The organism is Variovorax sp. 01N429, from assembly GCF_056399425.1.
The window spans coordinates 362,137-383,687 of sequence record NZ_JBFTRG010000005.1 but is presented as its reverse complement, the minus strand read 5'-3'; the positions used below and the strand labels follow the sequence as shown (position 1 = coordinate 383,687).

Sequence of the window (21,551 nt, the reverse complement as noted above, 5' to 3'; positions counted from 1 at the left end):
CGCGCGGACCCCGCCTGAAGCGAGCACCGCAGGTTGCCCGAAGCGAAGCGCAGGGACGCGCACAGTGGGGTCGCCTTTCTTTTGCTTACTTTTCTTTGGCGACCCAAAGAAAAGTAAGTCGCCCGCCGGGGCGAGTCCCGGCCAACAGCCCCCAAAAAAGAACACCCAATCACGATCACGCCTCAGCCTCCCGCTCCAACCCCTTCCCCCCAAAAGGCCTCCGCTTCCGCTCAAACACCTGCTTGGCAAACCCAGCAATCCCCTGAGGAAACAACAACACCAACAGCAAAATAATCCCGCCAAGCATGGCCCGCCAGTAATCCGTATTCCGCGCCACCGTGTCATGCAGCCAAGTAAAAGTAACAGCCCCCACCACAGGCCCAGCCAACGTCTGAATCCCCCCCAACAGCACCATCACCAACCCATCCACAGACTTCCCGACACTCAGCGACTCCGGAGAAATACTCCCTTTGGAAAACGCATAAAGCGCCCCAGCCAACCCCGCCGCCCCTCCAGCAATCACAAACGCCGCCCACTGCATCCGCTTCACATCGATCCCGATCGCGTCAGCCCGCAAAGCCGAATCGCGCCCCGCCCGCAGCGCATACCCAAAAGGAGAAAACAACACGCGCCGCAGCCACAGCACGCCCAGCCCCACCAGCAGCAGCGTCACCCAGTAATAGGCGTTCTTGTTGGCCAACCAGGCCGAAGGCCAAACGCCAGTGAGCCCATTGCTCCCGCCGGTAAAGCTGTCCCACTGATAAGTGATCGCCCAAGTGATCTGCGCAAATGCCAGCGTGAGCATCGCCAGATAGACGCCTGACAAGCGCACCGCAAACCACCCATAGACGAACGCCCCCACTGCAGCAACGAGCGGCGCGAGGATCAATGCCAGTTCCATTGGCATTCCGCTGCTGCGAACCAGCAAGGCCGCGCCGTAGGCACCCAGCCCGAAATACGCCGCATGGCCGAACGAATGCATGCCCGCCGGCCCCATGATGAAGTGCAGGCTGGTGGCGAACAGCGCCGCGATCAACAGATCGATCATCAGCACCGTCGTGTAAGGCGAATCAGCCGTGAAGAACGGAACCGCCGCCAGCACGAGGCCGAACACGGCAGCCGCCGTGAGATAGGCCTTCCCAGGCCGCCGCAAAGGCTCCTCCTGCATGCCGACATAACGGCTCGGCGCTTGAGGCTTGCCGAACAAGCCCCATGGCCGCCACACCAGCACGACAGCCATCACCAGAAAGTCGACGACCAGCGTGAGCTTGGAGAACGAGATGCTGAGCCCGAAAACATCGACGACGCCAAGCCAGATGCAGATCGCCTTGATCTCCGCAATCAGCAGCGCAGCCGCATAGGCCCCGGGAATCGAGCCCATGCCACCGACCACCACCACCACGAACGCCGCACCGATGGTGTTCAGGTCCATCTCCAGGGTCGCGGGTTCACGCGGCAACTGCAGCGCGCCGCCGAGGCCCGCCAGCAGCGCCCCAAGCGCAAACACCGCCGTAAAGAGCCACGCCTGGTTCACGCCGAGCGCGCTGACCATCTCGCGATCCTGGGTCGCGGCGCGCACCAGCGTGCCGAAGCGCGTGCGCGTGAGCAGCATCCAGACAAGCCCGAGCACGACCGGGCCGACGACGATCAGGAAAAGGTCATAAGTGGGAAATTGCCGCCCAAGAATCTCGATCGACCCCGAGAGCCCCGGCGCGCGGGGTCCCAGCAACTCGTCGGGCCCCCACAGGTACAGCACCGCGTCCTTGATCACCAGCACCAGCGCAAAGGTCGCCAGCAGCTGAAAGAGTTCAGGCGCCTTGTAGATGCGCCGCAGCAGCACCACTTCGATCAACGCGCCCAGCACCCCCACCGCCAACGCCGCAAGAACCAGCGCCGGCCAGAACCCCACGCCCGTGCCCAGCCGGTCGACGAGCGTGTAGGCGATATAGATGCCCACCATGAAAAACGAGCCATGCGCGAAATTCACGATCCGCGTGACGCCAAAAATCAGCGACAGCCCCGCCGCCACCAGAAACAGCGACGACGCGCTAGCCAGCCCATTCAGCAACTGAACAATGAATCCCGAAAAGCTCATTCAACATCCCGTTAAACGCTCAACTACAGATGCCCAAGTACTCCGCCAGCGACCCCCAAAAGCGCCCACGGACTCTTCGCCAGAGGGCCGCCGCGCCCGGCCGCCCGAAGCGGCCGGCTCGCCCCCGGCAGGGGGTAGGCGAAGCGACACGAAGTGCGCGCAGCCTGGGGGCGAGCAACAGTGAATCTGGGCGAGCAACTAATCAGTTCTTGACTTCTTGATCTCAGCAGCCGAAGGCTGGTACTTCGGATCACCGCCGTCCAGATACACGTAATCCACCATCACGCCCTTGCCGCCTTCGTTCTTGGTGCGGCCCACGAAGGCGCCCATCGTCGACTGGTTGTCTTCCGCGCGGTAGGTGATCTTTCCGAACGGCGTATCGACCGGCAGGCCCTTGAAGGCCGCGACCAGCTTCTCGGTGTCGGTGCTCTTGGCCTTGGCGATGCCCGCGGCCGCCGACTTGATCATGCTGTAGCCGACCACCGAGCCGAGGCGCGGATAGTCCTTGTACTTGGCCTGGTAAGCCTGTTCGAAGGCCTTGTGTGCCGGCGTGGTGATGCCGTACCAGGGGTAACCGGTGACGATCCAGCCGTTGGGCGCCTCGTCCTTCAGCGCATCCATGTACTCGGGCTCGCCGGTCAGCACGCTCACCACTTCGCGGCCCTTGAACAGGCCGCGCGTATTGCCTTCGCGCACGAACTTCGACAGGTCGGCCGCAAACAGCACGTTGAAGATCGCGTCCGGCTTGGCGTCGGCGAGCGCCTGCACAACGCTGCCGGCGTCGACCTTGCCCAGTGGCGTGGCCTGCTCGGCGACGAACTCCACGTCAGGCTGTGCAGCCTTCAGCAACTGCTTGAAGGCGGCCACCGCGGACTGGCCGTACTCGTAGTTGGGGTACACCACCGCCCAGCGCTTCTTCTTGAGCTTGGCGGCTTCGGGCACCAGCATCGCGGCCTGCATGTAGGTGCCGGGGCGCAGTCGCACGGTGTATTGATTGCCGCCTTGCCAGGTGAGCTTGTCGGTGAGCGGTTCGCCAGCCAGGAAGAAGACCTTTTTCTGCTTGGCGAAGTCGGCCACTGCCAGGCCGGTGTTCGACAGGAAGGTGCCGGCGATCAGGTCGACCTTGTCGCGCGACACCAGTTCTTCGGCAACACGCACGGCATCGCCGGGATTGGCGTTGTCATCGCGGCTGATGAGCTCGATCTTCTTGCCGTTGACGCCGCCCGCCGCGTTGATCTCGTCGACCGCCAGCTCCATTCCCTTCTTGTAGGGCTCGAGGAAGGCGGGCTGTGCCTTGTAGCTGTTGATCTCGCCGATCTTGATCACGTCCTGCGCATGCGCGGGAACGAGCGTGGTGATCAGCGAGGCCAGCGCCGCTGCAGTGAAGGCAAAGCGCAGTTGATTCATCGAGAGCTCCTTGAGAACGAAAAGAAAAGGGACGAAGTGGCGAGAGAGATACGAGAGTGACGAAGCGATTCAACGGAGACCGTCTTCACCCTTGATTTCAGAAACCTGCAATCCGCCAATGCGCGGCAGCGGTCGCCCGCTGTCGGTCACCGCGACGGCGACGACGATCTCGTTGGCGCGCGGTGCATCCGACACACGCGCTTCGATGGCATCGAAGTGGCTTCGGACGAAGGCGGCATCCTTGTGCCCGAGCGGCACATCGATGGCAGTGCCCAGCGTGCCGCGCTTCTTGGCCGAAGGCACGAGCGCAGCGCCCTTCTCCACCGCCACGCGCAGCGGCGCTCCGAGCTTCGGATGGAGGATGGCCGCGGCGTGCTCCAGTTCGCCGGCTTCGCCGACGATCGCTGCCTTGCCGTAGCTCTGTGCCTGACCAGGCTCGATGCCCAGCGCCGCAACCGCCTTCCGGCCCAGCAGCGCACCGAGTTCTTCTCCGATCGCGATCAGTTCATCGAGCGACTCGCTGTACCGACCGGCATACGGGTTGTCGATAACAGCAATGGCCACGGCACGACGAGTCGGCGGCTCGACAGCCTTGCCCATTTCCTTGCGCGTCTCGTCAACCTGAATAACGAGTTTGCGAATACTTGCGGTCATATCCTGTCCTTCGTAATTTCTGTCTTCATTCAAGAAACACCGCGGAACCGGCTCCGCCGGGCCGCTGGTGTTGCCCCCCTTTCAGGGGGGTTGGCGCAGCGACACGAAGTGCGCGAAGACTGGGGGGTCATCTCAACCCATCCCACTTGCTGATGTCTTCGGCCCGGAGGCCGCCTACGCGTTCATGAACGCGATAACCCGTGCTCATCGCGAGGATGAACACGATCTCGTCGGCAGCCGGCGCACCAGGCACGCGCACTTCGATGGCATCGAACTGACCGCGCACGTAGCTGGCGTTGATGTTGGTGAGCGGCACGTCCAGCGCCGCGCCTGGCGGCCCGACTTTCTTGGTCGACGGCACGATCGAAAGCGCATTGCCGGGCTGGCCTGATTTCTCCTCGGCCTTGCCTTGGCGATATGCATCGCGGTCGCCCTTCCATCCGAGCAGCTCTCGCATGGCGTAGCCGCCCGGCACGTGCCAGAGCGCGCCGTGCTCCAGTTCGCCGGCAGCGCCAACGATGGCGCCTTTGCCATAGGTGGCGATGCGCTCCACCGGCACGTCCATTGCCGCGCGCAGTCGATGCGCCATCTCGAGACCTACTGGGTCGAGCAGCTTCATCATCGGAAGGATGTCCGGCTCGTAGCGGCCGGCAAAAGGATTGGTCAGCACCGCGGCTATCGCGCCACGCACCAGCGGGGTCGCGGCGCGCGGCCCGAACTCGTGATGGATGTGCTCGACCTGGGTGAAGACACGACGTATATCGATCATGAACAGAAGTCCTGCTTTTCGTTAAGCAAATACTGAACCAACTGCATCGGCCGCGACGCTTGCATCGATTTGCGATGCAGTGAGCGGAGCCTGCGAGCTTAAAGGTTGAATCACCCGCCACTGCCCCTGGCAAACGAGCACGACCGAACTCACCAGGCCTGCCCGCTGCAGCGCCTCGGCGCGCGCCTCGCCGGCGGCGAGTGCGCGGCGCACCTGCGCGGGCGGCAAGGTCTCGACTTCGGTCGTGACCGGGATGTCGCCGAGGTCGCTGTCGTCCTTGCACGCGCTCGCCGGGTTGCGATGAATGCCTGGGTCTTCGACGTTGACGGCGTTTGCGATCACCGTCGCCGCCGCGTCGGCCTGGGCGGCTGTGGCAGCGAGCACTGTCACGCTGTCGGCAATCCCGAGCGAGAAGCTTCGTCCGCGCCAACCGCTGGTGGCGACACCGCGCACCGGCATGTCGGCGGTGACTTCGAACTGGCCATCGGTTGCGAGCGGGCCCGCATCGCGCAGATCGAAGCGGGCGAGATCTGCGAAGAGCCCCACGCGCACGGAATGGCCATCTGCGAGATGCAACGCGATGTCGCCGCCGTTGTTGATCCAGGCGCGCTCGATGCCCGACCGTTGATAGCAGCCGATGAGTTCCTGCGCCACCGAACCCGCCACCGCAGCCATCGGCGTAATGAAGGCTTCGCGGAACGGCGCACACGCCTGCCACATGCGCCGCGCAATCACGCCACGCAGATCGCAATCCGCGCCTACGGGTTGACGCAGCAAGGGCAGCTCGCCCACCAACTCGTCGAGCACACCGCCAAAGCGCCGCCACGCGAGCTCATGCGCCACGGCAACCTCGACCGGATCGCCATGCGCCTCCGCCACGATGTCGATCGGCCCGTGATGGAGGTGCCAGCGCCCCCCATCGAGCAATGCGCGTTCGGCAGTCATGCCCAAACCTTTCCTGCGGCAAAAAGGCCGCCGCCGCCGGGCCGCCCCAAGGCGAGCCGCGCCTCCCCCTCGGGGGGTGGCGAAGCACACGCAGTGGCAAGCCGGGGGGCCAACATGCTACCCGAGCATGGGTGGCTGGCCGAGGGGCCAGGGGTTGGCGGCATCCATGGGCAGCCAGCGGCGCGACAGAGGCGCACCGTCGTCCTGCCAGGCCCCACGGGCGAGCGCCTGCTGCAGCGTGAACACATGCTCCATGTGACCGCCCAGCGCGGCGTAGTCCTCGCGTCGCATGCTGAATTCGATGGGCGCAACGATGGCCGGCGTGGGAACAGTTCCGAAGCTGTTGTCGGGCATGCGAAGCACATCGGCCATCACCGTGATGCCACCGCCGGGCCACACGTAGGCCGGCGCGCCACCGCACGTCACGTTGACCAGCGCGCGCTTGATGGCGCGGGTCAGCAGGACCGGGTTCTCAGTCACGCCCGCGCGCAAACTGCCGCCCGCGCCGCCGAGGAAGAGCACGCTGCACAGCGAAGGCTCGCAGTTCTCGCCGATGCGCTCGACGATGCGCCGCACCTCGGCAGGCATCTGCTGCTCGACAGGCCGCAGATCGTCGTCCAGCACATACCACTGCGCATGCTCACCCGTGGTCGATGTCATCAGCAGACGCAACCCGGGACGCGCCACGCCCTCTTCCCAACCTTCGATGATCGACAGCGGATCGTCGATGTCGGTGCCGCCCCACCCATTGCCGGGATTGGCAACCTGGAAATAGCGCCCCGGCGTTGATTTGCGTCCGCGCATCTGGATGCCCGAAGCCGGCATGTCCAGGCAGCGGCCGGCCTGGTGTTCGGTCAGCACGCCGGTGATGTGATCGTCGACGACCACCACTTCATCCGCGTGCCCGAAAAGCTGACGCGCAAAGATGCCGATGGCCGCCGAGCCACAGCCGACGCGCATCCGCTGTTCTTCGACGCCGTTGACGATGGGCGCCTTGCCCGCCTGAATCACCATGCTGGCGCCGCCGTCGATCACGCATTCGACCGCCTTCTTGTTGCCGAGCAACTGCATCAGCTCCATCGTCATGCGGCCTTCCTTCTTGCTGCCACCCGTGAGGTGGTGCACGCCTCCGAGCGACAGCATCTGCGAGCCGTATTCCGCGGTGGTGACGTGGCCGATGACTTCGCCGCGATACCGCACATTGGCCTGCTCCGCGCCGAGAAAGCGATCGGTGTCGATCTTCACCTTGAAGCTGCAGTAGCTGAAGATGCCTTCGGTCACCACCGTGACCATGTCCACGCCCTGCGCCTTCGACGCGACGATGAAGGGCGCGGGCTTGTAGTCAGGGTAGGTGGTCGACGAGCCGACGCCAGTCACGAAAACCTCGTCGGCAAGGAGGAGATCGCCGCTCCAGTCGGGGTCGTTCTTTTCAACGGCTTCGGGCGCGTCCGCCGCGGCGGCGTCCCGGGCGAACGGCACGAGCGCAGGCGATTCGCTGGCAAGCTCGCGCCTGAGCAGCACCACCGGATCGACCCGCACCAGAATGCCGTCCTTGTTGGCATAGCGGTCGCACGCGCCCGTGCGGCCATCGGAGATCTGGCAGAGCACGGGGCACGCGTTGCACTCCACCTTGCTGGTGCTCATGCGCTCGTTGCGCAGCGGCGATCGGCCCAGGGGCTCTGGCGCCATGGGCAATACAGGCACGTCCATGCCGGGCAATCCGTCTGTCTTGGTGTGTTCAGTCATCGCAGGCAATCGGTTCGTAGGTCTCGCAAGGTGTGCAACATCTGTGCCGGGAGCCCGCTTGTGCCGGACGTCCCGTTTGTGTAGCATTCCCTACACTTTCATGTGGCAATCACTACATTGGCGAGAATCAATGTAGCAAACAGGTCCGAAGCTTGCAATGGTGTTTTCGTGGGCGCCCGTGATCGACAATAGGGCATCCCTTTTTCGTTCATAACCATTCCTGACCCTTATGAGTGCATTCAGCGAAGAACGTGTGTTGAGCGTCCACCACTGGACCGACCGCCTGTTCACCTTCACCACCACGCGCGATCCGGCCCTGCGTTTTTCCAATGGCCATTTCACGATGATCGGGCTGAAGGTCAACAACAAGCCTCTGCTGCGCGCCTACAGCATCGTGAGCCCGAACTACGAGGAACATCTGGAGTTCCTCAGCATCAAGGTGGAGGAAGGCCCTCTCACCTCGAAGCTCCAGCACATCCAGGTGGGCGACACCATCATCGTCGGCCGCAAGCCCACCGGCACATTGCTGATCGACTACACCCTGCCCGGCAAGCGGCTGTATCTGTTCGGCACCGGCACCGGCCTGGCACCCTTCATGAGCATCATCCGGGACCCGGACACCTACGAGAAGTTCGAGCAGGTCATCCTGGTGCACGGCGTGCGGCAAATTGACGAACTCGCCTATCACGACCTCGTGACCGATCACCTTCCCAAGCATGAAATCCTGGGCGAGATGATCGAGAAGCAGTTGCTCTACTACCCGACCGTGACGCGCGAGGAATTCCGCAACATGGGTCGCATCACGGACCTGATCGAGACCAACAAGCTGACCGACGATCTCGGCCTGCCGCCGCTCAATGCAGCGGAAGACCGCGTCATGCTGTGCGGCAGCCCCGGGCTGCTCGTCGACTTGAAGCACATCCTCGAAGGCCGCGGGTTCAAGGAAGGCAATACATCCACGCCCGGTGACTTCGTGGTCGAGCGCGCCTTCGCTGAAAAGTGATGCCGGACCGCCTGGAAAACGCCGCAAGACGCCGATGACCGAACGCAAGCCGGCCGCAGGAAAGCCTCAGCGCCGCACCGGCGTGCGCGAGGCGGCGGCGCAGGCCACGCGCGAGAGCATCCTGCGCGCCGCCACCAAGGTGTTCGCCAAATACGGCTACGAAGGCGGCAGTGTCGAGAAGATCTCGAAAGCGGCCAAGTCGTACGACCGGATGATCTACTACTACTTCGGCAGCAAGGAAGGCCTGTTCATCGCGGTGCTCGAAGGCATCTATCGGCGCATGGACGATGCCGAGGCAGCGCTCGATCTCGACGCGACGCGGCCGGTGGAATCGCTCACGGCGGTGATCCGCTTCGTGCTCGGCTACTACCGCCGCAATCCTGATTTCGTGACGCTGCTCAACACCGAGAACCTGCACAAGGGGCGGCACATCGCGAAGTCGCTGCGAGCGCGCGAGTATTCGTCGCGCGCCATTTCGATCATTCAGGAGATCGTCGAAAGCGGTGTCGAACAGGGCTTGTTCCGCGACGATGTGGCCGCACGCGATCTGTACCTTCTGATTGCATCGACGGGTTATTTCTACACGTCGAACCGGCACACGCTGACCGCGTTCCTCGGCGAGCCGCTGGAGAGCGCGGAAGCGGTCACGCACTGGGAGAACTTCGTCATCGAAACGGTGCTGCGCGCCGTCGACGTCGGCGCTCCAGATGAAGAATCCACATCTCACGAGGTAAAGACATGGCAGAAGTCGCAACCGCCGCAAAGTCGGGCAAGGTCGTCATCCGGAACATAGGTCTGCTGCTTTCGGGCGACATCGACCAGCCCATCCTCGACGCCGACACCATCATCGTGAACGATGGCCTGATCGTCGCGTTCGGCAAGGAAAAGGACTGCGATCTCGAAGGCGCGCACATCACGATCGACGCGAAGAAAACCTGCGTCGCGCCGGGCCTCATCGACAGCCACGTGCATCCGGTCTTCGGCGACTGGACCCCGCGCCAGGGCCAGATCGGCTGGATCGACTCGACCATGAACGGCGGCGTGACCACCATGATTTCCGCCGGCGAAGTGCATCTCCCCGGCCGCCCCAAGGACATCGTCGGCGTGAAGGCGCTGGCCATCACCGCTCAGCGTGCTTTCGACAACTTTCGCCCCGGCGGCGTGAAGGTGCTCGCGGGTGCGCCGGTGATCGAAAAAGGAATGGTCGAGAGCGACTTCAAGGAGATGGCCGAAGCCGGCGTCGGGCTGCTCGGCGAAGTCGGCCTGGGTTCGGTCAAGGCCGGCTACGAGGCGAAGGAGATGGTCGCCTGGGCACGCAAGTACGGCATCCAGAGCACGATCCACACGGGCGGCCCGTCCATCCCGGGCTCGGGCCTGATCGACAAGGACGTGGTGCTCGAAGCCGATGCCGACGTCATCGGGCACATCAACGGCGGGCACACGGCGCTGCCCGAGGCGCACGTCTGCGAGCTGTGCGAGAAGTCGTCGCGCGCGATCGAGATCGTGCACAACGGCAACGAGCGCATCGCCATCGCCGCGGCAAAGGCGGCGCTCGATCTCAAGTGTCCGCACCGCATCATCCTCGGCACTGACGGGCCGGCCGGGTCAGGGGTCCAGCCGCTGGGCATCCTGCGCATGATCTCGCTGTTGTCATCGCTCGCGAACATCCCGGCCGAACTGGTGTTCTGCTTTGCGACGGGGAACACGGCGCGCATTCGCAAGCTCAACTGCGGTTTGATCGAAGTCGGCCGCGCCGCAGATTTCGTCTTCATGGACCGCGCGCAGCACACCGCCGGCAAGACGCTGCTCGAAAGCGTTCAGCTCGGCGACATACCGGGCGTGGGCATGGTGATGATCGACGGCATCGTGCGCTGCGGGCGCAGCCGTAACACGCCACCAGCCACCGAGGTTCCGGTGGTCATTTAGCTCGCCCCCAGGCTCGCGCACTTCGTGTCGCTTCGCCTACCCCCTGCCGGGGGCAACACCGGCGGCCCGGCAAAGCCGGTTCCGCGGTGTTCCTGTTGCTCGCCCCCAGGCTCGCGCACTTCGTGTCGCTTCGCCTACCCCCTGCCGGGGGCAACACCGGCGGCCCGGCAAAGCCGGTTCCGCGGTGTTTCTGGAAGGGGTCCGGCTTGGCCGGGTTTACTTGAAGACCAGATGACGGGCGGACAGGAAATTCACTGCGAGGCCCGCGCAGCTTCCCATCGCGACGCCGAGCGCGGGTGCGAGCGGCCCGCCGATCCAATGGAGCGTCAACGCGTAAGCCGCGTAGTTGACCAACGCACCGCCGACCATGGTCAGCAGGTAGTGCGTGTATTCGCGAAGGACCGATGCGCCTGAGCGCCGTTCCTTGAAGGTGAAATGCCGGTTGAGCAGCCAGGTCACCGTGGCCGCGGCGATGAAGGAGACCACCCGCGCGCCATACCAGCCGGCGTACGGCGCCAGCAGGTACAGCACTCCGACGTCGACGCCGAAGCCAATCACGCCGACCAGTGCGAACGACAGGAATTCCTTGCCGGCCTTCATGGGGCCGAGCGATGCCGCACGCCCGGAATCGCGAGGTAGCGCAGCCGCTTGGCCTCCTGCCGGCCGATGGTCACGGTGTGCAGCACGACGCCGCACACAAAGGACAACATGGCGACCAGCATGGTGCCGGTCACCAGGACGGCTGTCGGCAAACGAGGAACCAGCCCCGTCTCGAAATACGTGACGACCAGCGGCTCCGCCAGCACGATCGACAACAGGGCCAGCACAGCCGCGAACGCGCTGAAGAACAGCAGCGGCCGTTCGCTCACGAAGAGCTTGCAGATCGTTTTCAGGATTCGCCAGCCGTCACGGTAGGTCGAGAGCTTGCTCTCCGATCCCTCCGGCCGCGAGCGATAGAGAACGGGCACTTCCGCAAAGGGCATGCGCAGCTCCAGCGCGTGGACGGTGAGTTCGGTCTCGATCTCGAAGCCCTTCGACACCGCCGGAAACGACTTGGCATAGCGTCGGGAAAACACGCGATAACCCGACAGCATGTCGGTCAGGTGCCCGCCGAAGAGGGCCGCAACAGCACCGGTCAGCAAGCGATTGCCAAAGCGGTGGCCGCGCCGGTAGGTCTGCACGTCCGCGCCGTCATCGACGCGCGAACCGACCACCATGTCCAGATTGCCATCCACCAGCATGCCGATGAGCCGCCGTACCTCGCCGACGTCATAGGTGGCGTCGCCATCGGCCATCACGTAGACATCCGCCTCGACGTCCGCGAACATGCGCCGCGCCACGTTGCCTTTGCCCCGAAGCGCGACATGCGTCACCCACGCACCATGGGCGGCGGCCACCTCGGCCGTGTCGTCGGTGGAGTTGTTGTCGAAGACGTGGATCTCGGCTTCCGGCAATGCCGCACGGAATTCCTCGATGACTTGCGCGATCGCCAATGCCTCGTTGAAGCAGGGGATCACGGCGGCGATGCGCAGGGCGCGTGGTTCAGGGTTTGCGGTCATTCTTGTCGTCGAGGATCCGGTAGGCCTTGGCATTGTCCTTTTCGTACATCACCGCGAAATGATCATGGAAACCCGGCTGCGCTTCCAGGACCGGCACGGTCGCGGCAGACACGGCCATGGCCTCGAATCCCAGGTCGGCAAGTTTGCGGGCGTACTCCGCCGGAGGAAGCGCGATGAAGTCGGCATAGCGCCAAGGCCCGAGCGCGTCGCCCCATACCGGACTCGGTCCGTAGTATGTCGCCTCGCTGAGGGCGACCTGGTAGACGCGGCCGGTCGCGTGTTCCCGCAGATATTTCATGACTTCATAGCCGGGCACGCGAGAGCGCAGGAAGGCTTCGCGTTGCAGGGGTGTGGCCGCCACCGTCGCGGCCTTGATGCGCGTCAGGTGAAGGATCACGCCGACACCCGCCGCCAGCAGGATCACCGCAAACCACCGGCCCGCGCGATCGAGTCCGCCACTGCGGTCGAGAGCGGGCATGGCTCGGCGCAGGCGCGCGGAGATAGCACTGAAGATGGCTTGCCACCCCACGGCAGCCGTCAGCGCGAGCAACGGAAAGGACGCCGTCAGGTAGCGCGGGTAACGTGAAGTCAGGCTCCAGACAAAGAGCGAATACGCGCAGAAAACCAGCGCCGCACGCAAGGCCGGAGAGCGCTTCCAGTAGGCACTGAACGGAACCGCCAGAACGGCCCAGATGAAGCCATTCGGCAATGACGAATGGTCGCGCACATCCTGCAGTTGAAGCTTGTAGTCCTGGGCATTCCAGTTGGTAAAGCCGAAGATGCGCGCGCCGATGGGATTGAACGGGTCGCCCGTCTGGATGGCATTGCGCGCATACCAGTACACGCACGGGGCCAGAAAGCACAGCAGCGCCAGCGCGATGACGCGCGGGCGGCGCTCATGCCAGAGCACGAAAATCCCGAGCAGCGGCATCACCGTCAGCGCCTGGTACTTGGAGCCGACGGCGACGCCTAGGAAGAATGCCGACAGCGCGAGCCAGCGCGCAGGCCGCGGCGCCGGCGTCTCGCGCCACCACCACAGGCATGCGCAGGCGGCGAGCACGAAAAGCGCCACGCTCATGTCGATGAGCGCGCTGGTGTAATCGCCGATCCCCAGCCAGATCGCCGCGCCGACGCAGGCAACCACGCGGTTGATGTGCATCACGCCGAGGCGATAGACGATCAGCACCGAAACCCAGCCCGCGAGCGCACTCAGGAAGTGCGGGAACACGTCGCCCCGGACGAGCAGCGCGCCCGCAAACAGCAAGTTGAAGTTGTACGGAAACCAGGGATAGCGCAGCCACTCGTAGATGCCCAGCGACCCGCTCTCAGCGACTTCTCGCGCATAGGGGAGGTGGTACATCAGCTCGTCGAAGACCGCGGGCGGCGCAAGGGGCGCCACCAGCGTCGGCACGGCGACCACTGCCACGACGATCAAGCCGAGCTTTTCCAGCCAGGAAAGCTGCGGCGAGACCTCGCGTGCTTTCACCTGGCGCAGCCAGCCGGGCACCTGAGGGATCGCAGTGACCACACCGACAACCACCGCCGCGACCACCACGCCCGCCGTGAGCTGGTGCGCAATGGCAAATGCCTGAAAGATGCAAATGAAGATGCCGATCCCGGCCGCGACGGCGATCGCCGCCTCGAGCCAGACATCCCGCCGCGGCGGCGCACCCAGGCGCACCAGGAGCGCTCTTCCGAATCCCCAGCAGGCAGCGACAAAGACCGCCAGAGCCGCATAGTGCGCGGCCGCAAACATCAGCTTTTGAATAGGTCCTCCCAGTGCCGGTCTTTCATGCCGGCTGGCCGTGTCAAAGGTTCGGCGCCAACAGCCGCTCGAGATGTGCTTCGCTTTCCTTGCGTCGCGCTGCCTGGTCCTGCAGTTGGTCGTGCCCGATCTTGCCGACATTGAAGTAAGTCGAATCGGGATGGCTCAGGTAGAAGCCGCTGACGCTGGCGGCCGGCATCATGGCAAGGCTGTCCGTGAGCGTCATGCCGACTTCCGCGCAATTCAGGAGATCGAACATCGGCCGCTTGACGCTGTGGTCGGGGCAAGCCGGATAGCCAGGCGCGGGCCGGATGCCGCGGTATTTCTCCGCGATCATGTCTTCGTTGGACAGTCCCTCATCGGGCGCGTAGCCCCAGAGGTCGGTGCGCACGCGATGGTGCAGCGCCTCGGCGAAAGCTTCGGCCAGCCGGTCGGCCAGTGCCTTGAGCATGATGGCCGAGTAGTCGTCGAGATCGTCGATGAAATACTTTTCCTTCTTCTCCACGCCAAGGCCGGCCGTCACCGCGAACATGCCCACGTAGTCGGCAAGCCCGCTCTCGCGCGGTGCGACGAAGTCCGCAAGGCACCGGCTGGGACGAGTCACTCCGTCGATCACGTGCTTTTCCGTCTGCTGGCGCATCCCGTACCAGGTGAGCGCCGCCTCGGTGCGGGACTCGTCGGTGTAGAGCACGATGTCATCGTCGTTCACCGTATTGGCCGGCCAGAAGCCGATCACGCCGCTCGCCGTGAGCCAGCGGCCTTCGATGAGTCGCTTGAGCATGCGCTGGCCATCGGCATACACGCGCACGGCTTCGGTGCCGACGATTTCGTCCTTCAGGATCGCGGGGAAAGGACCCGCCAGGTCCCAGGTCTGGAAGAACGGTCCCCAGTCGATGTACTTGGCAAGCTCCGTGAGATCGAAGTTGCGGAACACGCGCCGGCCGATGAACTTCGGCACCGGCGGCACATAGCCCGACCAGTCGATCGGCGTCTTGTTGGCGCGTGCCTTCGCAAGCGGCCATAGCGGCACCTGCTTCTTGTTGGCGTGCAGTTGCCGCACCTTGTCGTAGTCGGCATTGATCTCGTCGATGTAGTTCGCCGCCTGCTCGGACAGCAGCGACTGGGCCACGCTCACGCTGCGCGACGCGTCAGGCACATAGACGACCGGGCCTTCATAGTGCGGTGCGATCTTGACCGCCGTGTGCACGCGGCTGGTGGTCGCACCGCCGATCAGCAGCGGGATCTTGCGGATGCGGAAATGCTCGTCCTTCTGCATCTCGCCGGCAACGTACTGCATCTCTTCAAGGCTCGGCGTGATGAGGCCCGACAGCCCGACGATGTCGGCGCCTTCGACCTTTGCGCGCGCGAGGATCTCGTGGCACGGGACCATCACGCCCATGTTCACCACCTCGAAGTTGTTGCACTGGAGCACGACCGTGACGATGTTCTTGCCGATGTCGTGCACGTCGCCCTTCACCGTGGCGATAACGATCTTGCCCTTCGTCCGCACATCGCGGCCGGCCGCCTCGTCCTGGCGCTTTTCTTCCTCGATGTAGGGGATGAGGTGGGCGACGGCCGACTTCATCACGCGCGCGGACTTCACCACCTGCGGCAGGAACATCTTGCCCTGTCCGAACAGGTCGCCGACGATGTTCATGCCGTCCATCAGCGGGCCTTCGATCACGTGCAGTGGGCGGCCGCCCTTGGCAAGGATCTGCTGGTAGGCCTCTTCGGTATCTTCGACGATGAAGTCGGTGATGCCGTGCACCATGGCGTGCGACAGCCTCTGGTTGACATGCACGGGGTGCTCCGGCGTGCCGCGCCATTCGAGCTTCTTGCTCTCGTCCTTGGCGCCGCTCTTTGCGGTCTCCGCGACTTCGACGAGGCGCTCGCCGGCATCGGACCGGCGGTTGAGCACGACGTCCTCGACACGGTCGCGGAGTTCGGGCTCCAGGTCGTCGTAGACGCCCACCATGCCGGCATTGACGATGCCCATGTCCATGCCCGCCTTGATCGCGTGGTACAGGAACACGGTGTGGATGGCTTCGCGCACCGGGTCGTTGCCGCGGAAGCTGAAGCTCACGTTGGAGACGCCGCCCGACACCTTCGCGCCGGGCAGGTTTTCCTTGATCCAGCGCGTGGCGTTGATGAAATCGACAGCGTAGTTGTTGTGCTCCTCGATGCCCGTGGCGATCGCGAAGATGTTCGGGTCGAAGATGATGTCCTCGGCCGGGAAGTCGATCTCGTCGACCAGGATGCGATATGCACGTTCGCAGATTTCGATCTTGCGCTGGTAGGTGTCGGCCTGGCCCTTCTCGTCGAAGGCCATGACGACCGCGGCCGCGCCGTATCGCCGCAGCAGGCGCGCATGGTGGCGGAACTGATCCTCACCCTCTTTCATGCTGATCGAGTTCACGATGCCCTTGCCCTGGATGCAGCGCAGGCCGGCCTCGATGACTTCCCACTTCGAACTGTCGACCATGATCGGCACGCGCGCGATGTCCGGCTCGCTGGCGATCAGGTTCAGGAAGCGCACCATGGCGGCCTTGCTGTCGAGCATGGCCTCGTCCATATTGATGTCGATGACCTGGGCGCCGTTCTCGACCTGCTGGCGCGCGACCGCCAGGGCGTCTTCGAACTGGCCGTTCAGGATCATTCGCGCGAATGCCTTGGAGCCGGTGACGTTGGTGCGCTCGCCGATGTTGACGAACAAGGCACCCTCGCCGATCTGCACCGGCTCGAGGCCGGACAGTTTCATCGGAGGGACGAGGACTGGAGAAGAATCGGAGGACATGGGCTCACCTGCTTAACTTCGGATCAGGCGAGCGTCGTTGTGACATTGCTCACCCCCAGGCTTCGCGCACTTCGTGTCGCTTCGCCTACCCTCTTCCGGGGGCGATGCCGGCAGCCTGGCAAAGCCAGTTCTGCGGCATCTCTGGTCGGCGCGGCGCACGGAGCAAGAGGAGAGATAGCCCAAGCCTGGCGCGGCCGTCTGTAAAGACTCTATGGAAGGCGGCTGCGCTGCAACGCTCCTTGGGAGCGGCGGATTTTACGCCGGCTGAGCGGAAGTGGCCGCCGATGCGGGCAGGCCGAAGATGGCGTCGAACGCCCAGTTGAAGACGAAGGTGTAGATGAGGAAGAAGACGACGAGGCCCAAGTCCATCACCAGCGCATCCCACAGGCTGACGTCCAGCCACCACGCGAACACCGGCACAAGAAAGGCGATCAATCCGCCCTCGAATCCCAGCGCGTGGGCGATTCGCCGCTTCACGCTGCGGCCCCGGACGATCTGTGCCGATTCCCATCGCTCGAAGAGCGCGTTGAAGCTCAGGTTCCACAGCACGGCGATTGCCGAGGCGATGACGGCGAGCACCCCCGAGTGACCAAGCCCCTGCCCCGACATCACGGCCAGCCCGGCGCTTGCCGCGACGATGGCGATGCCCTCGTAGAGCGTGATGTAGACGACGCGACGCTTGAACCCTTGCATGAAATCGATCCCGTTGGTTGCTGTGGTACCGGAATGGGTATTGGAATAGGGAGGACTTTATGTGCCTTCAACTGACATATAAAGTCATCTTCCTTCAGTTCTATTGATAGATCGGGCGCACCGTGAGCTTTTCCAGCGACAACGTAGGGGTGTTTCTCGCCGTGCTCGATCACGGCTCGTTTTCGGCCGCTGCCCGCGCACTGGGGCGCGTCCCCTCGGCAGTGAGCATGGGCATATCGAACCTGGAAGCCGAGCTCGATCTCCAGCTTTTCGACCGCAGCGGCCGCGAACCCCAGCCCACGGACGCTGCGCGTTCGCTCGAACCGCAAGCGCGTTTGCTCGCGTCGCAACTCAAGCAGCTCCAGGTGCAGGCCCTGGCGTTGACGCAGGGCCTGGAGAGCCGCCTGACGCTGGCGATCGCGCCGGAGCTGCTGGCGGCGCCGTGGAGCGCGCCCCTTGCAGTCCTGGCGAATGAGTTCCCGCTGCTCGAAGTGGAAGTGCTTGCCGCCCCGCAGGAGGATGCGCTCAGCCTCCTGCACAGCGGGCGAGCGCAGCTCGCGCTGGTCTTCGAGCGGCCAAGCCTCGACGGCCGCGAAGGCTTTCAGGAAGTGGCGAGCGACACGATGGTGGCCGTCATGGCGCCCGACCATCCGGTACTGATCGGCGCCGGCGGGCGGCTGAGCGCAGAGCACTTGACGACAACCCGCCAGATTGTGGTCGCCGGCCGCGATCTCGCGACCAAGGATCCACGCTTTGTCTTCGCCCGGCATGTCTGGCGGACCGACAACGCATTGGCCGCGCTGAGCCTGATCACCGCCGGGCTCGGATGGGGTTGGCTGCCGCGCAACTTTGCCCGGCCGCACGTGGCGGCCGGCGCATTGGTGGAGATCCCCTTCGTCAATCTATCGAATGGGCTGGACTTGTGGGTGGACGTCGTCTGGTCGCGTGAGCGGCCCTTGGGGCTTGGCGCCCAGCGTTTCGTCGAGCTGATGAAGCGTTGAGCCGCAAGGCCCATTCACCCCATTAACCCCCATTCACCGGTCGCCATGGCCGTGGCCGTGACCTTGGTTGCCACCATTGCCGTTGTGATTGCGGTCTCCCCCGCGGCCCTGCCCGTGGCCGCCCTGCCCATTCCCATGCGGCTGCCCCGGCGGACGGCCACCATGTGGCTGGAATCCGTTGCCGGGCGGCGGCCCCGGGGGCCTGTAGCCCGGACTATGCGGTGGGCGGACCCCTGCCGCCGGCAATGGTCGGACGGCAGGCGGGGGCGGACGGATTCCGTGGGGCGGTCGATATCCAGGGTGAGCCCCGCCCGGCCATGGATTGGGGTGCCATCCCGGCACCGGCGGCGGCGGCGGGCGCCAACCGGGCACTGGCGGCGGTGGCGGCCGGCCGCCCCACCAGCGCGGCTGGTTGTACCAGGGGCGGTCGCGGTAGTAGTTGTTCCAGTAGCTGCCGATCGCAAAGGTCACGATCGGCACGCCGATCACTGCGCCATAACCGGCGAGCGGCACACGTTGCTCCTGATAGGCATAGTCGAGGCTGCCCGCGTAGGCCCATCCCCGAAGTCCGTCTGGCAACACCACGTCGCACCAGCCGTAGCCGCTGGTGCAGCCCATCACCTGGACCGACTGGCCGGGCGCCAGGGTGGCGACCAGCGGATACGAGCTCGAAGGTCCCGCGCGGAGATTGACGGCCCCCCGCGTAAAGGCGTCTTGCGCGGCTGCAGCCAGCGGAAGCGCCAAGGCAATGGTGCCGATGCCGACCCATCGCCAAGTCGTTTTCTGCATGTAGGGAGTTCCTTTTCTTCTGCCAGACAGGTTAGTTGCGCCGCCAAGACGATGTCAATCGGCCATCGCGACGTCCAGTCAACACACAACGGCAAATCGCGCGCTGCCGTGCACCGCGTCCACGTTTGGAGAGCTTCTTCACCTCGGCTTCACAAGCGGCCAGGTGCGATGCACTCAAGCCGCTTCGCGATAGCCGGCGCGATGCAGCGCGCGGCCTGCAATGGGTGCAACCGCTTGCCCGATGGCCGCGATGTGCTCGGGCGTCGTGCCGCAGCAGCCGCCGACGATGTTCACCAGCCCCTCGGCCGCGAATTCGTGAAGCAGGCGCGAGGTGACGTCGGGTGTTTCGTCGAAGCCAGTCTCGCTCATCGGATTGGGCAATCCCGCATTGGGATAGCAGCTGATGAAGGTGTCGTCCGCCACGCGGGCCAGCTCCTGGATGTAGGGCCGCATCAGCGCTGCGCCCAGCGCGCAGTTCAGGCCGATGGCCAGCGGCCGCGCATGGCGCACGCTGTGCCAGAAGGCAGTGACCGTCTGGCCGCTGAGGATGCGGCCTGAAGCGTCGGTCACCGTGCCGCTGATGATCAGTGGAAGCCGCTCGCCGCTGGCCTCGAAGTACTCGTCAATCGCGAACAGCGCGGCCTTCGCGTTGAGCGTGTCGAAGATCGTCTCGACCAGCAGCACGTCGGCACCGCCCTGCACCAGCGCCTCGACCTGCTCGTAATAGGACTGGCGCAGCTCTTCGAAGCTCACGTTGCGCGCGCCGGGATCGTTCACGTCGGGACTGATGCTGGCGGTCTTGGGCGTCGGGCCGAGGGCGCCGGCGACGAAGCGTGGCTTGTCCGGCGTGCTGAACTTGTCGCAGGCAGCGCGCGCGAGCTTGGCGGACTCGAAGTTCATCTCGCGCGCGAGATCGGCCATCTTGTAGTCCTCCTGCGCGATGCGGGTCGCGCCGAAGGTGTTGGTCTCGATCAGGTCGGCGCCGGCCGCCAGATAGCCTTCGTGGATGTCGCGGATCACGTCGGGGCGCGTCAGCGAGAGCAGTTCGTTGTTGCCCTTCACGTCGCGCGGAAAGTCCTTGAAGCGTTCGCCCCGGTACTGTTCTTCCGTCAGCTTGAAGCGCTGGATCATCGTGCCCATTGCACCATCGAGGATGGCGATGCGTTGGCTCAGGATCTCCGGCAGTTGCTGCGCGCGGGTGTAGGCGATGGGCTTCATGGGGCCGATTGTAGGAAGCGTCATTCCTCCCTCTCCGGCGGCGGGTCTTGGCGGCTGTCTATCCGTCGACGATCTCGCCGAGCGCCTGGAGAAAGTGCGCGTTGTCGACGTCCGAGCCGATCGAAACGCGAATGTAGTTTTCGAAGCCGGCGTCCTTCCATGGCTTGACGATGACGCCGCGTTGCAGCAGCCCCTCGTTCACAGGGCCGTTCGGCCGCGCCAGGTCAATGAACAGGAAGTTGGCTGCGGACGGCGCAATGCGCAGTCCAGGCACGTTCATCGCATGCAGTTGCTGCACCAGCAACTCGCGCTGCCTCACGGTTTCTTCGACGGCTTTCGCCATGAAAGATTCGTCGCTCCATGCGGCCAGCGCGGCGGCCTGTGCCGCCTCGTTGACATTGAACGGCGTGCGCACGCGGTCGAGCCACTGGATGAGCGAAGCATCGGATGCGATGCCATAGCCCACGCGCAGCCCCGCAAGCCCCCAGGCCTTGGAGAAGGTGCGCAGCACGATCCACGGACGTTGTTGCGCCCGCAGCGCGGCCAGCGCGTCGGGAAAGCCGTCAGCGAGCCGTGCGTACTCATAGTAGGCCTCGTCGATCACCAGCAGCGTACCGGCAGGCGTGGCGGACAGCAGTTGCGCGAAGGCACGCCCGTCGAACATGCAGCCGACCGGGTTCGACGGGTTGGCGATCATCGCGATCTTCGGTCCGCGCGTGAGAGCTTCGCACCATGCGTCCAGGTCGTATTCAAGCGATGGCGTGAGCGCCAGCAGTTCGACCTGCGCACCCATCATGCGCGGATAGATCTCGTGCAGGCCGAACGCGGGACGCTGCGTGAGGACGCGATCGCCGGGCGACAGAAAGGCCTGGCAGAGCATCTGCAAGATCGATTCGGAACCATTGCCGATCACGATCTCTTCGGCACGCGCGCCCGTGCCCTCGGCGATGGCCGTGCGCAATGCCGTGCAGTTTGCATCGGGGTACGTGCCCACCCGCAGCGCCAGGTCGGCGAGTGCGCGCGCAACCGCCGGGCTCGCGCCAAACGGGTTCTCGTTGCTGGCAAGGCGTGCGATGCGATCGACGCCGTAACGCGAGCGCACGGCCTCGGACGACAAGCCGGCGTTGTAAGGTGGCAGCGTGGGCACCTCGGGGCGCACGAGCTCGCGGATGACGGATGCGTTCATA

Annotated in this window: 18 protein-coding genes; 4 read left to right on the top strand and 14 right to left on the bottom strand. The window is 64.7% G+C overall.

Annotation, left to right across the window (positions count from 1 at the left end; all coding sequences use genetic code 11):
• Positions 1–175: 175 nt before the first annotated feature.
• The 6 genes from AC1DSF_RS12280 to AC1DSF_RS12255 all read right to left on the bottom strand — a co-directional run bounded on the left by AC1DSF_RS12280 (position 176) and on the right by AC1DSF_RS12255 (position 7,616).
• Entirely contained in the window at positions 176–2,095 is a 1,920-nt protein-coding gene (locus AC1DSF_RS12280; protein WP_478182904.1) for an ABC transporter permease, read from the bottom strand.
• A 198-nt stretch (positions 2,096–2,293) separates the two neighbouring features.
• Positions 2,294–3,502, bottom strand: coding sequence for an ABC transporter substrate-binding protein (locus AC1DSF_RS12275; RefSeq protein WP_478128422.1), 1,209 nt, complete (start codon positions 3,500–3,502; stop codon positions 2,294–2,296).
• A 69-nt stretch (positions 3,503–3,571) separates the two neighbouring features.
• Positions 3,572–4,156, bottom strand: a complete 585-nt coding sequence (locus AC1DSF_RS12270) for an amino acid synthesis family protein (protein ID WP_478182903.1) — start codon at positions 4,154–4,156, stop codon at positions 3,572–3,574.
• 127 nt (positions 4,157–4,283) lie between these two features.
• Positions 4,284–4,925 (bottom strand): amino acid synthesis family protein, encoded by a 642-nt coding sequence (locus tag AC1DSF_RS12265; protein WP_478128424.1) that lies wholly within the window; start codon positions 4,923–4,925, stop codon positions 4,284–4,286.
• A gap of 21 nt (positions 4,926–4,946) precedes the next feature.
• The gene (locus AC1DSF_RS12260) at positions 4,947–5,870 is read right to left on the bottom strand and encodes a UPF0280 family protein (RefSeq protein ID WP_478182902.1); all 924 of its coding nucleotides are present in this window, start codon (positions 5,868–5,870) and stop codon (positions 4,947–4,949) included.
• Positions 5,871–5,987: 117 nt separating this feature from the next.
• Positions 5,988–7,616, bottom strand: coding sequence for a 6-hydroxynicotinate reductase (locus AC1DSF_RS12255; RefSeq protein WP_478182901.1), 1,629 nt, complete (start codon positions 7,614–7,616; stop codon positions 5,988–5,990).
• A gap of 229 nt (positions 7,617–7,845) precedes the next feature.
• On the opposite strand from AC1DSF_RS12255, the gene AC1DSF_RS12250 reads away from it, so the two are divergent.
• Genes AC1DSF_RS12250 through AC1DSF_RS12240 form a run of 3 tightly spaced genes read left to right on the top strand, consistent with a single transcriptional unit; the run spans position 7,846 to position 10,545 of the window.
• A complete protein-coding gene (locus AC1DSF_RS12250) occupies positions 7,846–8,619 on the top strand; it encodes a ferredoxin--NADP reductase (RefSeq protein ID WP_478128427.1) in 774 nt (257 codons plus the stop codon).
• Between the two features lie 34 nt (positions 8,620–8,653).
• Positions 8,654–9,412 carry a TetR/AcrR family transcriptional regulator gene (locus AC1DSF_RS12245; RefSeq protein WP_478144859.1) on the top strand — a complete coding sequence of 253 codons (759 nt, stop codon included), beginning with the start codon at positions 8,654–8,656 and terminating at the stop codon, positions 9,410–9,412.
• On the top strand, positions 9,358–10,545 hold the full coding sequence (locus AC1DSF_RS12240; RefSeq protein ID WP_478182900.1) for an amidohydrolase family protein: 1,188 nt from the start codon (positions 9,358–9,360) through the stop codon (positions 10,543–10,545). The genes AC1DSF_RS12245 and AC1DSF_RS12240 overlap by 55 nt, the downstream gene beginning before the upstream one ends.
• 216 nt (positions 10,546–10,761) lie before the next feature.
• Here AC1DSF_RS12240 and AC1DSF_RS12235 read toward each other — a convergent pair whose 3' ends face one another.
• The 5 genes from AC1DSF_RS12235 to AC1DSF_RS12215 form a co-directional block, all read right to left on the bottom strand.
• The gene (locus AC1DSF_RS12235) at positions 10,762–11,145 is read right to left on the bottom strand and encodes a GtrA family protein (protein WP_478182899.1); all 384 of its coding nucleotides are present in this window, start codon (positions 11,143–11,145) and stop codon (positions 10,762–10,764) included.
• The gene (locus tag AC1DSF_RS12230; protein ID WP_478128431.1) at positions 11,142–12,104 is read right to left on the bottom strand and encodes a glycosyltransferase family 2 protein; all 963 of its coding nucleotides are present in this window, start codon (positions 12,102–12,104) and stop codon (positions 11,142–11,144) included. Before AC1DSF_RS12230 ends, AC1DSF_RS12235 begins: the two co-directional genes overlap by 4 nt.
• Positions 12,088–13,860, bottom strand: a complete 1,773-nt coding sequence (locus tag AC1DSF_RS12225) for an ArnT family glycosyltransferase (protein WP_478182898.1) — start codon at positions 13,858–13,860, stop codon at positions 12,088–12,090. The genes AC1DSF_RS12230 and AC1DSF_RS12225 overlap by 17 nt, the downstream gene beginning before the upstream one ends.
• 52 nt (positions 13,861–13,912) lie before the next feature.
• A complete protein-coding gene (gene metH, locus AC1DSF_RS12220; protein WP_478182897.1) occupies positions 13,913–16,663 on the bottom strand; it encodes a methionine synthase in 2,751 nt (916 codons plus the stop codon).
• Between the two features lie 255 nt (positions 16,664–16,918).
• On the bottom strand, positions 16,919–17,356 hold the full coding sequence (locus AC1DSF_RS12215) for a PACE efflux transporter (RefSeq protein ID WP_478182896.1): 438 nt from the start codon (positions 17,354–17,356) through the stop codon (positions 16,919–16,921).
• Between the two features lie 122 nt (positions 17,357–17,478).
• Here AC1DSF_RS12215 and AC1DSF_RS12210 point away from each other — a divergent pair, with 122 nt between their 5' ends.
• Positions 17,479–18,357 (top strand): LysR family transcriptional regulator, encoded by an 879-nt coding sequence (locus AC1DSF_RS12210; RefSeq protein ID WP_478182895.1) that lies wholly within the window; start codon positions 17,479–17,481, stop codon positions 18,355–18,357.
• Positions 18,358–18,390: 33 nt separating this feature from the next.
• Here the strand turns inward: AC1DSF_RS12210 and AC1DSF_RS12205 are convergent, their stop codons facing one another.
• From AC1DSF_RS12205 to AC1DSF_RS12195, 3 genes are all read right to left on the bottom strand, one after another.
• The gene (locus AC1DSF_RS12205) at positions 18,391–19,146 is read right to left on the bottom strand and encodes an SH3 domain-containing protein (RefSeq protein ID WP_478128436.1); all 756 of its coding nucleotides are present in this window, start codon (positions 19,144–19,146) and stop codon (positions 18,391–18,393) included.
• Positions 19,147–19,320: 174 nt separating this feature from the next.
• Positions 19,321–20,364 carry a homocysteine S-methyltransferase family protein gene (locus tag AC1DSF_RS12200; RefSeq protein WP_478182908.1) on the bottom strand — a complete coding sequence of 348 codons (1,044 nt, stop codon included), beginning with the start codon at positions 20,362–20,364 and terminating at the stop codon, positions 19,321–19,323.
• 58 nt (positions 20,365–20,422) lie between these two features.
• Entirely contained in the window at positions 20,423–21,550 is a 1,128-nt protein-coding gene (locus tag AC1DSF_RS12195; RefSeq protein ID WP_478128437.1) for a histidinol-phosphate transaminase, read from the bottom strand.
• Between the last annotated feature and the right edge of the window lies 1 nt (position 21,551).

Bases quoted from the DNA above. Each gene is read 5' to 3' on its own strand.
- AC1DSF_RS12280 (WP_478182904.1), bottom strand. From the start codon at position 2,095: ATGAGCTTTTCGGGATTCATTGTTCAGTTGCTGAATGGGCTGGCTAGC.
- AC1DSF_RS12275 (WP_478128422.1), bottom strand. From the start codon at position 3,502: ATGAATCAACTGCGCTTTGCCTTCACTGCAGCGGCGCTGGCCTCGCTG.
- AC1DSF_RS12270 (WP_478182903.1), bottom strand. From the start codon at position 4,156: ATGACCGCAAGTATTCGCAAACTCGTTATTCAGGTTGACGAGACGCGC.
- AC1DSF_RS12265 (WP_478128424.1), bottom strand. From the start codon at position 4,925: ATGATCGATATACGTCGTGTCTTCACCCAGGTCGAGCACATCCATCAC.
- AC1DSF_RS12260 (WP_478182902.1), bottom strand. From the start codon at position 5,870: ATGACTGCCGAACGCGCATTGCTCGATGGGGGGCGCTGGCACCTCCAT.
- AC1DSF_RS12255 (WP_478182901.1), bottom strand. From the start codon at position 7,616: ATGACTGAACACACCAAGACAGACGGATTGCCCGGCATGGACGTGCCT.
- AC1DSF_RS12250 (WP_478128427.1), top strand. From the start codon at position 7,846: ATGAGTGCATTCAGCGAAGAACGTGTGTTGAGCGTCCACCACTGGACC.
- AC1DSF_RS12245 (WP_478144859.1), top strand. From the start codon at position 8,654: ATGACCGAACGCAAGCCGGCCGCAGGAAAGCCTCAGCGCCGCACCGGC.
- AC1DSF_RS12240 (WP_478182900.1), top strand. From the start codon at position 9,358: ATGGCAGAAGTCGCAACCGCCGCAAAGTCGGGCAAGGTCGTCATCCGG.
- AC1DSF_RS12235 (WP_478182899.1), bottom strand. From the start codon at position 11,145: ATGAAGGCCGGCAAGGAATTCCTGTCGTTCGCACTGGTCGGCGTGATT.
- AC1DSF_RS12230 (WP_478128431.1), bottom strand. From the start codon at position 12,104: ATGACCGCAAACCCTGAACCACGCGCCCTGCGCATCGCCGCCGTGATC.
- AC1DSF_RS12225 (WP_478182898.1), bottom strand. From the start codon at position 13,860: ATGTTTGCGGCCGCGCACTATGCGGCTCTGGCGGTCTTTGTCGCTGCC.
- metH (WP_478182897.1), bottom strand. From the start codon at position 16,663: ATGTCCTCCGATTCTTCTCCAGTCCTCGTCCCTCCGATGAAACTGTCC.
- AC1DSF_RS12215 (WP_478182896.1), bottom strand. From the start codon at position 17,356: ATGCAAGGGTTCAAGCGTCGCGTCGTCTACATCACGCTCTACGAGGGC.
- AC1DSF_RS12205 (WP_478128436.1), bottom strand. From the start codon at position 19,146: ATGCAGAAAACGACTTGGCGATGGGTCGGCATCGGCACCATTGCCTTG.
- AC1DSF_RS12200 (WP_478182908.1), bottom strand. From the start codon at position 20,364: ATGAAGCCCATCGCCTACACCCGCGCGCAGCAACTGCCGGAGATCCTG.
- AC1DSF_RS12195 (WP_478128437.1), bottom strand. From the start codon at position 21,550: ATGAACGCATCCGTCATCCGCGAGCTCGTGCGCCCCGAGGTGCCCACG.